The following is a 12,577-nucleotide window of genomic DNA, read 5'->3' on the forward strand; positions in this document are numbered from 1 at the left end:
AGACGTAATCTTAATGAAAGGAATTCTGCCATGCCTCCTCTGTTTCAGCACAAAATGTATTACTCCGGACTCATCAAAAAAGCCATCGTTTTACTTTTTTGTGCTGTATTATTGTTTTTGTTTGTCGCAGAACAAATCATCACAAACGCGGCAAACAGTTTCTATGCCTCTACTGCATCGGGATTTGAAACCATTCAAAACCGCCTCGACTACGCTGTGCAACGAATTGATTTTTTCATGAACCGCGTCTATACAGACGAAGCCATTTTAACCGATTTTCTGCGGTACTTTTCTCATGACGCTGAAAGCTATCTCTCCTCAAGACTTGATCATTTGTCCTATGACGAAAAGGAGAGTTATTTTCTTCGTGAATGCAAAAACTTTGTCATCGAATCCGGCTATCAGATTTCGTCTATCGTATTTTTGTCAAACGAAAAAACGGCGAACCTGATTCATTATTCCAAAAGCGGCAATATCACGTTCGAGTTTTCCGTTCCTGAACGCGATCTGTTTTCACTCCAATACGACACCGACGGCGCATACACCTATGTAAAAACGCTGCCCTATCCGAATGATGTTTCACAAGAGATGGGAAAAATCTTTTTCATCTTCAACAAAGAAGAAACGCTTGGCCGTGCGCTGCCGTCCTTCTGGGGAACAACCGTGCTTGAAACGCAGTACGGCAACATTATACTCACCGGTTCCAAAGAGGAGTACGACAATTATTCCATGCAAATCCTCACCTCTGATTCAGTCACCGGTGAATTCAGGTCTTCTTTATTCTCTCGCACCTACTATACCCGTCTGACCGATAAGCAGTACAATGTTTCGCTGATTTCGTTTGTAGACGCAGCTGACGTATATCAAAAGCAAGCTACATTGTTTCTCTATACGATTCTGATCTTTATATGCGGATATTTCCTGATTTTATTTTATTTCGTGCATCGCAGCCGTCATGATGCAAGCTTTGTCAGCGATATCATTGCATCCATCAACGCTGCAAAGCAAGGTGAGTTTACGCGCACCATTCTGCGCAAACGAAACGACGAATTCGGTTTGATTGCAGAAGAGTTAAACGACATGTCCGAAAAAATGAATGACTACGTCAAAAAGGAATTCATCTTGAAGCTGGACCAGGAAAAGGCGGAAATGGCTGCTCTTCAAAACCAAATTGACCCGCATTTTTTATACAATACACTCGAGATCATTCGTTCCCGTGCATTGCTTTATGGCAATACCGAAGTATCCGACGCGATTTCAAACCTCGGCAGCATGTATCGCCATATTGTACGTGCCAAAAGCGAATTGCCGCTTTCTGACGAGGTAACGATTTTAGACGAATACATTCGATTGATGGAATTTAAATATCCGGACAATTTCTGCTGCCAAATCGACATCGCAGAGGAAATGATGACGATGATGACCGTCAAACTGTGGATGCAGCCGATTGCAGAAAACTTCTTAAAACACGGATTCCGTCCGGACAATCCATATAACCTGCTGATGATTGTCGGCGAACGCACAGAAACCGGTTATCATATCCTGTTTTCCGATAACGGCACCGGTATGAGTGAAGAGGCCATTGCCGCTTTATCCGAGCGTCTGCACGATGAATCACTTCAGACCTCATCCGCAAGCATCGGTCTGCAAAATGTATATCGCCGGCTGCGCTATTTTTACAACGATCAAATCGCTATCAACATTTACAACAACAAAGAAGCCGGAATGACCGTGGAATTTTTGTTCACTGATCCGCTTCCTTTCCTTGAGGAGAATGAACATGTATAAAATGCTTATTGTAGACGATGAACCGCACATCATTGAAGGCGTTCGCCGTATCATTGACTGGAACCGATATCAAATCACTGATATTCAGGCTGCTTACAGCTTTTCGAAAGCTGTAAAGCTTGCATTGTCACAAAAGCCGCATATCATTTTGACCGACGTACGCATCGGCGAGGAATGGGGCTATGAGCTGATTGAACAGCTCACACGCGCTGAACAAAGCAGCGTATTTATCATGATGAGCGGATATGATGATTTTAACTATGTACGCAAATCACTTTTAGCAGGTGCACGCGATTATCTGCTCAAACCGATCGATAAAATCAAACTCCAAACCATCATTGAAAAGGTTATCGTAAACGATCTGCACGGCATCATTCCCCAAAACACGGCAATGGAGCAGATTGACCCGATTCTGCACGTTCCGCTGTCCAGCCTCTCGAAGCTCACCAACAAAGTGCTGCTGATCGTTCAAAGCTCGTACAGCGAAAACTTAAACCTCAAATACATCGCCGATATGTTCCAAATGAACAGTGTCTATATCGGACAAGCATTTTTGAAAGAAACGCATATGAAGTTCAGTGAGTATGTGCTCGCATACCGGATGCATGTAGCCTATGAGCTCTTAAAAACGACAGACGAAAAAATTTCGTACATCGCACGGCGTGTCGGGTTTCAGCATCAAAGCTATTTCTACTCTCTGTTCCGGCACTATTATGACGTTTCTCCAAGCGAACTGCGCAGTATGCAGAAGGAGGAAGAAAAACAATGAGCCGCAGCCGTCGTATTCTCACTGTTTTGGTATGCTTTTTATTTATATTTGTTTCCTCCGGCTGTGAAAACGCCTTGCAAAGCGATACAACACCTGAAAAAGAGCCGATCAATCTGATCTACTATACCATCGGCAATCCAGATCCGGATTTACCCGAAGTCAACGAAGCGCTCAACGAACTGCTTGCCGAAAAAATCGGTGTCACCATTACGTATAACAAAATTGCATGGGCCGATTACGGCGAGCGTTTGGCAGCAATCATCCGCTCCGGTGCTTATTTTGACGTTGCCTTTTGTTCCACGCCTTCACAAGGCGATTTTATCGGCAATGCGCAAAAAGGCGTCTGGATGCCGCTCGAAGGGTATCTTGAGACGTCTGCAAGCGAAATGTATGAAGCGATTCACCCGTTTTACTGGGATGCTGTAACGCTCAACGACCATATCTACGGCATTCCGACAAATAAGGAAACATGTGCGCTTGAAATGTTCATGTTTGCCAAAGATCTTGTGGACAAATATCAAATCGATATTTCGCGGTATCAGACGATTGAATCACTTGCGCCGATTCTTGACGTAGTTGCCAAAAACGAACCGGAATATATCCCGTTTGAATTTGATACAAACGCCAGAAATCTGTTCGCGCAGGACGGATATGAAACACTTCTCGGACATCTGCCGCTGATGGTCAACTCGCTGGATGAGAGCTGCACGGTGGTCAATATTCTGGAAACACCGCTTGGCGAAAGCCGTTTAAACACGATGCGCAATTATTATACAATGGGCTATATCAATGAAGATGCTGCCATTAAAGAAAGCGGCAGCTTAGTAAAAGATGAACGTGTTTTCTGCAAAATTTCTTCGGGCGGCCCGTATTCCGAAGTCCTGTGGTCTGCTGACCGCGGATATGATATCGTTACTCAGGCGATCTCCCCAAAGGTGATGACAACGGAATCGGCACGCGGCGGTATTATGTGCGTGAACGCCAAAACGATTCACCCGATGGAAAGCGTCGATTTTTTAAACTGCTTGAATACAGATCCGGAAGTACGCAACATGATCAACTTCGGCATTGAAGGCAAGCACTATACACTGACCGACAAAGGTCAGGTACACCGCATTTCCAACGACTATTCCGGTGTGCAGTATACACAGGGAAACTGGTTCATCTTAAAAACACTCGAAGGTGAACCGCTGAACAAATGGGATGTGTTCCGTGACTTCAATGAATCGGTGCAAAAATCGCAGACACTTGGATTTACGGTTGATCCGACACCGTTTGCTTCTGAGCTGGAAGCTGCCGAACGCGTGTGTGAGCAATACTATTCTTCGCTCATGACCGGAAGCGTCGACATCCAGACATATCTGCCCAAATATCTAGAAGACTTAAGAGCCGCCGGCATTGACAAAATCGCTCGCATTCTCCAAGATCAGCTGACCTCTTGGAAAAAGCAGCAATCAAATTGATTTCCCCTCTCCTTTCTTTTTTTATAAACACACAAAGAGAACAGCCATTTGGCTGTTCTCTTTGTGTGTTTCTTATTTGTTTATGGTTATTTATTCGTCTGTTCCAAACAGCACTCTTGCACGCTCAATAACGCCTGCTGCCAGCTGATTCGGAAGCTGCTCATACCGTTCAAAAGTAAACGTGAACGATCCGCTGCCCTGTGTCATCTGACGGACGAGCGTTGCAAAATCGTGCATCTCGCTCATCGGGACATCTGCTTCAATCACAGTGGTGCCATCCTCATCCGGCGACATACCAAGCACACGGCCGCGGCGTTTGTTCAATTCGCCCATCATATCGCCTGTATTTGCATCAGGAACCGTAACGCTCAAATGACCGATCGGTTCAAGCAATACCGGAGAAGCCTGCTGCATGCCGGCTTTATAGGCAAGCGATGCCGCTGTTTTAAACGCCATCTCGGAGGAGTCTACCGGGTGATACGAACCGTCAAGCAGTGTTGCTTTCAGTCCGACAACCGGATATCCGGCCAGAATACCGCGGGTAATCGATTCGCGCAGGCCTTTTTCTACTGCCGGGAAGTAGTTCTTCGGCACAGCACCGCCGACCACTTTCTGATCGAACAGAAGATCTTCGCCCTCATACGGCTCAAACTCAATCCACACATCGCCGTACTGGCCATGGCCGCCCGATTGTTTCTTGTGTTTGCCCTGTACTTTGACTTTCTTTTGAATGGTCTCACGATATGCAACAATCGGCGGTTCAAGATTGACATCTGCGCCGAATTTTGTTTTCAGTTTTGTGATGACGACATCAAGATGCTGTTCACCCAAGCCGGAAATGACCTGCTGATGCGTTTCTGCATTCTGTGCAAATGCAAGTGAGCCATCTTCCTCAAGCAGACGCTGCACACCCTGTGCAATCTTGCTCTCGTCGCCTTTTGCTTTCGGCATAATCGCCATGGAATAGCACGGTGCATCATATTTCGGTTTTTCCACTTTCACAGAAACACCATTGCACAATGTATCGCCTGTTGCTGCGTTCATCTTTGCGGCAACGGCAATGTCACCTGCCGGCACAACACTTGCTTCCTCCTGCTTTTTGCCTCTTAAATACGAAAGCTTGCCGACTTTTTCGGTCTGTCCCGTTGTCTGATTGACAACTTCCATACCGCTCGAAATCTTACCGGAAATCACCTTGATATACGAAAGCTTGCCGATAAACGGGTCTGCTACCGTTTTAAACACCTGTGCAACGACCGGGCCTTCCTCGTCGCAAATAATTTCAACCGGATCGCCAATCTCATCTTCTGCCACAACACCTGTCATCTCCTGTGCGGTCGGCAGGAAATCTGCAATGCCGTTTAAGAGCAGGTCAATTGCCTCCATCTCCTGTGCAGAACCACAGAACACCGGTGTAACCGATCCGTTTTTAATGCCCTCATGCAAGCCTTTTGCAAGCTCTTCTTTTGTAAATTGTTCGCCGGAGAAGTATTTTTCAAACAATTCCTCATCCGTTTCCGCAACTGCCTCACTGATTGCCGCAATCAAACCGTCAATGCGATGATCGCTCTGCGGCACCGGCACTTCTTTTGCCTTGCCGTTTTCATATGCATATGCTTTCATCTGGATTAAATCCACATAGCATTCGACCTTCTTGTCGCGCATGACCGGAACGACCAGCGGGCAAACCGAAGGACCGAAAATGGATTTTAACTGTTCGAGTACCTTGTAAAAATCAGCGCTTTCACGATCCAGCTTCGAAACAAAAATCACGCGTGATTTTCCTTTTTTCTTTGCGAGTTTGTATGCTTTTCTGGCGCCGACTGTCACGCCTGATTTGCCGGAAATTGTAATGAGCACGCTTCCTGCCGCCTGCACACCTTCATACAAGCCGGTGGTAAAATCAAAAAGGCCCGGGCAATCAAGCAGATTCACCTTTATATCCCGGTACTCATATGGCGCTACCGCGAGGCTGATCGAAGCTTTCCGTTTGATTTCCTCCGGATCATAGTCACAAACGGTATTTCCGTCTGCAACCGTTCCCAAACGGTCCGATGCGCCGGTTGAATATAAAAGCGCTTCCACCAGTGTTGTTTTGCCCGAGCCGCCGTGGCCTGCAACCGCAACATTTTTGATTTGATTCGATCTGTACTGTTTCATAGTGTCACCATTTCTCCGCGCAGTTTAAAACTGACACAGCAGCGGCGCGGACACAGCTGTGTTTTTGCTCGAACGCCAAACAGGTTTTACGTCTTTGGGTAAATAAAACAAATGGCACGATGCTTGTTAAAGAAATAATATCACATTCGCACATACAATACAATACGAAAATTAAAAAAACACTGTGATATTACGAAAAAATTTTCGTTACCACAGTGTTTTTTTAGTAAATAGATAAAAAATGTTTTTTAATGGTTCCTGTTACAGTCTCAAATTCCGCTGATACATCCAATAAATGAGCAGAAGCACAATGCTGCATGCGGCTACAGCAGCTGCACTGAGCGCAATCATTTGTCCAAATGCAAACAAGGCAGTCAGCAGCAGCGAAAGCAAGATTGTACCAATCAAATACAACCGCTTGCCAAAGCGTACACAGCGTGTGAGCAGCTTGCAGGCCGCCAGAGACACCGCAAAGCTCTCCATATCACCGCTGTTCAACAGTGTGATGCTCATGCGTTCACGCGGCTGCATTTTTGCCTCAAACGGCTCATGCAGTCTTGCAGGGATCACTTTAATTTCCTCCGACGACAGTCCAAACACACGCATCAGCAGATCCGCATCAATCGCCGCATCCACCGACGAAACAACAACACCAATCTTTTGACGCTGCAAAATGGACAGCATGGTGCGTACCGATTCTGTCGCCACAAATTCTACAATAAATGCGGCATACAGCTCGCCTTCCCGTGCCAAGTAGATGACTTCCTGCCCTTGCTCGCGGTATTGATTTTCATACTCGCGTTTCGGCACTGCAACCGAATGATGAATCATCAAATCACGGTTGCCGATCAAAATCCGTTTCTGATCGACCCACGCAGACAGTCCCATCAGATCCTCATACTGAATGGAATCAACCGGCTTTAGCAGTTCTTCTCTGCCGTTGATAATGTACAAAAATGTATTGCGAAGCACGCTGTTTGCCTTGCAGACAACGCTGGCTGCGTCCACGATTGCCGTATCGATCCGTGTTCCCTGGAATGTTTTAATGCCGTGCAGCTCCACTGCGCCTTCCGGGAATAAATCAGTCGCATGCATCATTGCAGCGTTGACATCTGCCGCATCCATCACGCTCTCCCAATCCGGAATCGAAACACCGTATTCCTCGAGCAACGCTTTGCTGCCATGCAGGGACATCTCACAGATCACAGGCGCTACAACGCCAGCCGCAAGCGCCTCTACGGCTGAAAAAACAGTCAACGCGCCGTATAGATTGCTGGTAATCGCATAATATCCGCCTGCACAGCAAATCCCCAAAAAGAATGCCCCGAGTGCAAACCGTCCGTATGTTGCATCGATCGGTGTTCCTTTTTGCTGACGTGTCAAAAATCCGTCAAAAAAGTCTGCCTTCACATTTGATGCAAGCACCGCCTCTTTTTCCACCGAGAGGCCGCGCGCCAATTCTCTTGATACTGCATTCTCCTGTGCAATCGAAACACCGTATCGTTCGCTGTTTTCTTCCGTCATAAACAAAAAGCTCTTTTCCTGACGTTTTGCCTGCCACACGCGCGCACAAGCACCTGCAAACAATGAAAGGCTCATCACCGGTGCATACATGACGGCATATCCTGATACAATCTGCTGCGGTGCAAAGGTAAAGAACACGCCGCAAGCAGCGGTAAACAACAGCGTCATCAACGCGAATCCATCTTTTTTCGATCCGCGGCCGATTGCGTCAAACATTGGGAAGTTTGCAATCAGGCACAAAACAAGCAGTGCAAGATTCGAAACAGCATAATAAAGCGACGGAATCTCCACCACACCAAACAAATAGATGGACTCTTTCCCCATCTGAACACAAGCAAGCAAGATCCCTAAAAATGCACAAATTCCTGACATCACACAGCTCACCTGTGCACGGCGGCGCCATTTCCGCATCATCGCTGCCACCTGCGGCTGCTGAGACGGGAATACATACTCATCTTCCTCTGTCAGCTCATATTCCTCTGTGGAAGTTTTCAGCGTACGCGCTTTCTCTTGATGCGGTGTCTCCACAATCGTTTCTGCCGCAGTATTTTCGATTGCCGCATTGAGCAGTATAGACGATTCCTGTGCAGTCGGCTGTTCTTTCGGATTTGAATCTTCATTCGCTGGTGTCACCGGAGTCTCAGGCTCGCTCACCATTTCTTTTGTCTGCACTTCCTCAGCTGAAACGGCTTCTGGTTCTGGCGCAATCTCTTTCTGGAGCGGCTCTGCTTTTGTTGATAAATCCGCTTCGTCCGCCTCTGCTTGCGCAAAGGAAAGCGGCGAATCAACGGTCGGCGCTTCTTTTTGAATCTCCGGCGGCTTTTTGGGCTCCAGCACAAATGCATCAACACGCTGCATCCGCGCTTTATGCATCTCTTTGAATGCTTCTACCCCCATACCGAGCGTCGGCGCCGGCGTATTGTCTACTTCACCTGAAATCTGAACGCGGATTGCCGCTGTATGTCCTTTTTTCTGTTCTGTTTGGATTGCAGCAAACCGTCTGGTCAGCGAATTGGTCTGGACGCGAACTTCACGTTCGATCTCCGCTTTTTCTTCATCCGTAAATTCACGGCTGTCCTTTTTCAATTCTTCTTCCTTGCTTTTGGTGAGAATTTCGCGGATCAATTCATCAATTTTATCCATGTCAACCGTAGATGTGCCCTGACGGTCAACTTTCATATGTTCACCTTGATTGAGCTCCTCCAAAATGTCATCGACGCTCATTTTGTTTGCCATCTTCCCCACTCCTTTGTCCTATTTCTATCACGCATTCCGCTGGCGAACCACTTCATACATCAAAATTCCTGCCGCAACAGACGCATTGAGCGAATTGATCTGTCCATGCATCGGCAGCGATACAATAAAATCACATGCTTCTTTGACAAGACGGCTCATTCCTCTGCCTTCCGAGCCAATCACCAATGCAACTGCACCGCGCAAATCCGTTTGATCAAACGAATTGCCGTCCATATCGGCGCCATACACCCAGATATTGCGCTCTTTGAGTTCCTTGATGCAGGCAACCAGATTGGGCACGCGCGCCACTTTGACAACCGATGCCGCACCGGCACTTGTCTTATATACCGTGGCATTCAGCGAAGCACTGCGCCGCTTCGGAATAATTACACCGTCTGCACCCGCTGCCTCCGCTGTACGCAGAATGGCACCCAAATTATGCGGGTCCTCAATCTCATCGGCAATAATCACAAACGGCGGGGTTCCTTTTTGTTCGGACACTGCCAGAATCTCCTCCACAGTCGAATACTCTGCACATGCAAACATCGCCAGCACACCCTGATGATGAATATCCGGCGCCATCTCGTCCAGCTTTTTTCTGGAAGCCGTTTTGACAACCGCGCCCGATTCTCTGGCAAGCGCTTTGATCTTGCCGATACTGCCCGAAAGTTCTCCTTCTGCAATATACACAGTATCCGGCGTCTTGCCCGTCCGCAGTGCTTCAATCACTGCGTTGCGTCCGCCGATCATCTGCACATCTCGTGTTCCTTTTTCCATGTCCGAAAGCCCTTTCCTTGTTTTTCTTACGTTTATATTTTATTATACCACAATCCGATTTTTATTTACAACTACAATCACTCAAATCCAACATGCTTTTTCTTTTCCATTATACACATCGTAGTTTTTCGTTGTCAAAGGACAAAATTTTCCCCAAAACAGTTTTCCACGATTTCCACCGTGTTGTTGAAAACTCAGTTGAAAGCGTGGAAAAACGGGCTTGATTCGCGAATGTTTTCAACAGTTCTGCGCAGTGTTTCAACATTTCACGCGTTCTACCCATTGTATAAGGCATATTTTATTCCACAAAAAGAAAAAAGCTCCGCAGAAAGCAGAACTTTTTTACTTTTAAAATATTATGCAAAGATTGCGAGCAGAACACCTGCAGCAACTGCCGAGCCGATAACGCCTGCGACGTTCGGACCCATTGCATGCATCAGCAGGAAGTTGGTCGGATTCGACTCTGCACCGACACGCTGCGAAACACGTGCAGCCATCGGTACTGCCGAAACGCCTGCCGAACCAATCAGCGGGTTGACCTGACCTTTTGTCACGATGTACATCAGTTTGCCGAACAGGACACCGCCTGCTGTACCGATGCCGAACGCAATCAAACCGAGGATAATGATCTTAATTGTCTGGAAAGTCAAGAAATAATCCGCAGTTGCGGTTGCACCAACGGTAACACCCAGGAAAATCGTAACGATATTCATGAGCTCGTTCTGGGCTGTTTTCACCAGACGATCCACAACACCGCTCTCTTTCATGAGGTTACCGAGCATCAGCATACCCAGAAGCGGTGCTGCCGACGGAACAATCAGCGAAACAACGAGTGTAACTGCGATCGGGAAGATAATTTTTTCGGTTTTGGAAACCGGGCGGAGCTGTTTCATAACGACAGCGCGCTCTTTTTTCGTTGTCAGCACACGCATGATCGGCGGCTGAATCAGCGGAACGAGCGCCATATACGAATATGCCGCAACGGCGATGGAACCGAGAATGGTCGGTGCCAGTGATTTTGCAACATAGATTGCAGTCGGGCCGTCTGCACCGCCGATGATGCCGATTGCTGCTGCAAATTCCGGCGAGAAGCCGAGCATAACAGCGCCGACAAATGTGACGAAAATACCGAGCTGTGCAGCTGCACCGAGCAAGAAGCTCTTCGGATTCGCAATCAGCGGACCGAAGTCAGTCATTGCACCAATGCCAAGGAAGATAAGCGACGGGTAAATACCCAGTTTTACGCCCAGATACAAGAAGTCAAGCAAACCGCCGTTTTTCATGACTTGTCCAAAATCAATTTCTTTATTTACAAAGAAATCCATGTGGAACATTTCGGTCATCGGCAGGTTTGTCAAGAACATACCAAATGCGATCGGCAACAGCAGGAGCGGCTCAAATCCGCGCACGATTGCCAAATAAATCAATACAAACGAAATGCCGATCATCAGCCAGTTCTGCCACTGCATCGCAGCAAGACCGGATGTCGTCCAAAGATCGGAGATCGTGTTTACAAATACGTCAAACATACTGTCAGATTCTCCTCCTTCTCAGTTAAAACGGACGGGTGTTTTCCGCAATACCAGCCGCATTCCAAGCGCTTCTGCCGGTTTTTGCGCGTTTTACACTGCGCAGTGCAAACGGTTTGTCCGGACCCATCATGCATGCAATCGCAGCTGTGATCGCTGCAACCACTTCTTCACTCACACCGGCTTCCACGTTCGGAAGTACTTCCTGTTTCGGTGCAGACGGTGTCTGCACTGGTTTTGCAGGTGCTTTTTCTTCCTTTTTGGAAGCGCTGCCGCTGTTTTTGCTGATTGAGCTGAAGATTTTGCCGAGCAGCATGCAGATCAAAACCAGGATGATCAGAACTGCAAATACGACAACCAGTCCGACCAGGACAACCGAACCGGTCTGCGTCCAGTCAATGTTCGCAAAGTAACTAAAATCCATACTCGCATCTCCTTCTATCAGTTTATCATGCTGCCCGCAGGCAGACGAACTTATAAAGTATTATAACGCATCTTTTTGCGTTTTTCAATTCTATTTTCTTCTCAAATATTGATTTTATTTTTCATGCAGCACAACGCGCGAGAAATTTTTCCAGAGGATCTGTTCTTTCACATCTTCCGAAAGATTTAATTTCTGAAACCGTGCAAGCTCGTCCTCATGTGTCCACATCGGAAAGTCCGTGCCGAAGAAAAACCGTTCTGCTCCCATTCGTTCAATCAACTCTGCCGCCTGCTCCGGTTTTAAAAACGGAAGTGAGCTCGACGTATCAAAGTAAACATTCGGATATCCGTGGTACACCTGCTCCACTTCGTTCCAGCACGACCATCCGCCGAAATGCGCACCGATACAAACAAGCTCCGGGTATTTATCCATCATACGTGCAAGCTTTTTCGGATCGGAATAATCGTAACGGCGGTCACCCGTATGGAACAAAATCGGCAGTTTTCCCTCTGCAGCCCGGTAAATCGGCTCTGCACACGTATCGTCGATTGCAAACTGCTGAAAATCAGGGTGCAGCTTTAAGCCGTAAAATCCGGCTTCGATCGCTTTTTCCACGGTTTCTTCAATATTGTCAATGCCCGGATGAATCGCTGCAAACGGAACAAACGCCGGATGCATCTGTGTTTCTTCTGCCAAAAACCGGTTAATTGATTCCACCTGATCCGCACGTGTTGCAACCGAGCAGACCAAGTAACGTGAAATTCCCGCTTTTTCACCACTTTTCAAAAGCGCCTCAGCCGTTCCGCCGGCATCCATTTTGATGTCGTAAAACGAACCAATGGAATCGACCGCCCGCTCGGCCACTTTTGACGGGAAAATATGTGCGTGTGCATCGATGATCTGCACG

General features: G+C 47.3%; 9 protein-coding genes. 3 read left to right on the forward strand and 6 right to left on the reverse strand.

Translation table 11 applies throughout. The features are described 5' to 3' along the window. Positions 1-30 precede the first annotated feature (30 nt). Genes H6A12_RS02600 through H6A12_RS02610 form a run of 3 tightly spaced genes read left to right on the forward strand, consistent with a single transcriptional unit; the run spans position 31 to position 4,020 of the window. Entirely contained in the window at positions 31-1,788 is a 1,758-nt protein-coding gene (locus H6A12_RS02600; RefSeq protein ID WP_204444481.1) for a sensor histidine kinase, read from the forward strand. Continuing rightward, positions 1,781-2,557: a response regulator transcription factor gene (locus H6A12_RS02605; RefSeq protein ID WP_204444483.1), complete on the forward strand. Its 777-nt coding sequence runs from the start codon at positions 1,781-1,783 to the stop codon at positions 2,555-2,557. The genes H6A12_RS02600 and H6A12_RS02605 overlap by 8 nt, the downstream gene beginning before the upstream one ends. After that, complete coding sequence (locus tag H6A12_RS02610) at positions 2,554-4,020, forward strand: ABC transporter substrate-binding protein (RefSeq protein WP_204444485.1); 1,467 nt, start codon at positions 2,554-2,556, stop codon at positions 4,018-4,020. The genes H6A12_RS02605 and H6A12_RS02610 overlap by 4 nt, the downstream gene beginning before the upstream one ends. Before the next feature lie 90 nt (positions 4,021-4,110). Here the strand turns inward: H6A12_RS02610 and H6A12_RS02615 are convergent, their stop codons facing one another. The 6 genes from H6A12_RS02615 to H6A12_RS02640 all read right to left on the reverse strand — a co-directional run bounded on the left by H6A12_RS02615 (position 4,111) and on the right by H6A12_RS02640 (position 12,576). Then, the gene (locus tag H6A12_RS02615) at positions 4,111-6,180 is read right to left on the reverse strand and encodes an elongation factor G (RefSeq protein ID WP_204444487.1); all 2,070 of its coding nucleotides are present in this window, start codon (positions 6,178-6,180) and stop codon (positions 4,111-4,113) included. Positions 6,181-6,441: 261 nt separating this feature from the next. Further along, on the reverse strand, positions 6,442-8,940 hold the full coding sequence (locus H6A12_RS02620; protein WP_204444489.1) for a hypothetical protein: 2,499 nt from the start codon (positions 8,938-8,940) through the stop codon (positions 6,442-6,444). 27 nt (positions 8,941-8,967) lie between these two features. After that, the gene (rlmB, locus tag H6A12_RS02625; RefSeq protein ID WP_204444491.1) at positions 8,968-9,717 is read right to left on the reverse strand and encodes a 23S rRNA (guanosine(2251)-2'-O)-methyltransferase RlmB; all 750 of its coding nucleotides are present in this window, start codon (positions 9,715-9,717) and stop codon (positions 8,968-8,970) included. Between the two features lie 356 nt (positions 9,718-10,073). Next, on the reverse strand, positions 10,074-11,246 hold the full coding sequence (locus tag H6A12_RS02630; RefSeq protein ID WP_204444494.1) for a sodium ion-translocating decarboxylase subunit beta: 1,173 nt from the start codon (positions 11,244-11,246) through the stop codon (positions 10,074-10,076). Between the two features lie 25 nt (positions 11,247-11,271). Then, the gene (locus H6A12_RS02635; RefSeq protein ID WP_204444496.1) at positions 11,272-11,670 is read right to left on the reverse strand and encodes an OadG family transporter subunit; all 399 of its coding nucleotides are present in this window, start codon (positions 11,668-11,670) and stop codon (positions 11,272-11,274) included. A 114-nt stretch (positions 11,671-11,784) separates the two neighbouring features. Then, positions 11,785-12,576 (reverse strand): amidohydrolase family protein, encoded by a 792-nt coding sequence (locus H6A12_RS02640; RefSeq protein WP_345941216.1) that lies wholly within the window; start codon positions 12,574-12,576, stop codon positions 11,785-11,787. Position 12,577 lies beyond the last annotated feature (1 nt).

This window comes from Merdimmobilis hominis (assembly GCF_016901855.1).
Taxonomy (GTDB): Bacteria; Bacillota; Clostridia; order Oscillospirales; family Ruminococcaceae; genus Paludihabitans.

Excerpts from the sequence above, each read along its gene's own strand:
- H6A12_RS02620 (WP_204444489.1), bottom strand. The coding sequence starts at position 8,940 with ATGGCAAACAAAATGAGCGTCGATGACATTTTGGAGGAGCTCAATCAA.
- H6A12_RS02635 (WP_204444496.1), bottom strand. The coding sequence starts at position 11,670 with ATGGATTTTAGTTACTTTGCGAACATTGACTGGACGCAGACCGGTTCG.
- H6A12_RS02605 (WP_204444483.1), top strand. The coding sequence starts at position 1,781 with ATGTATAAAATGCTTATTGTAGACGATGAACCGCACATCATTGAAGGC.
- H6A12_RS02610 (WP_204444485.1), top strand. The coding sequence starts at position 2,554 with ATGAGCCGCAGCCGTCGTATTCTCACTGTTTTGGTATGCTTTTTATTT.
- H6A12_RS02615 (WP_204444487.1), bottom strand. The coding sequence starts at position 6,180 with ATGAAACAGTACAGATCGAATCAAATCAAAAATGTTGCGGTTGCAGGC.
- H6A12_RS02600 (WP_204444481.1), top strand. The coding sequence starts at position 31 with ATGCCTCCTCTGTTTCAGCACAAAATGTATTACTCCGGACTCATCAAA.
- H6A12_RS02630 (WP_204444494.1), bottom strand. The coding sequence starts at position 11,246 with ATGTTTGACGTATTTGTAAACACGATCTCCGATCTTTGGACGACATCC.
- rlmB (WP_204444491.1), bottom strand. The coding sequence starts at position 9,717 with ATGGAAAAAGGAACACGAGATGTGCAGATGATCGGCGGACGCAACGCA.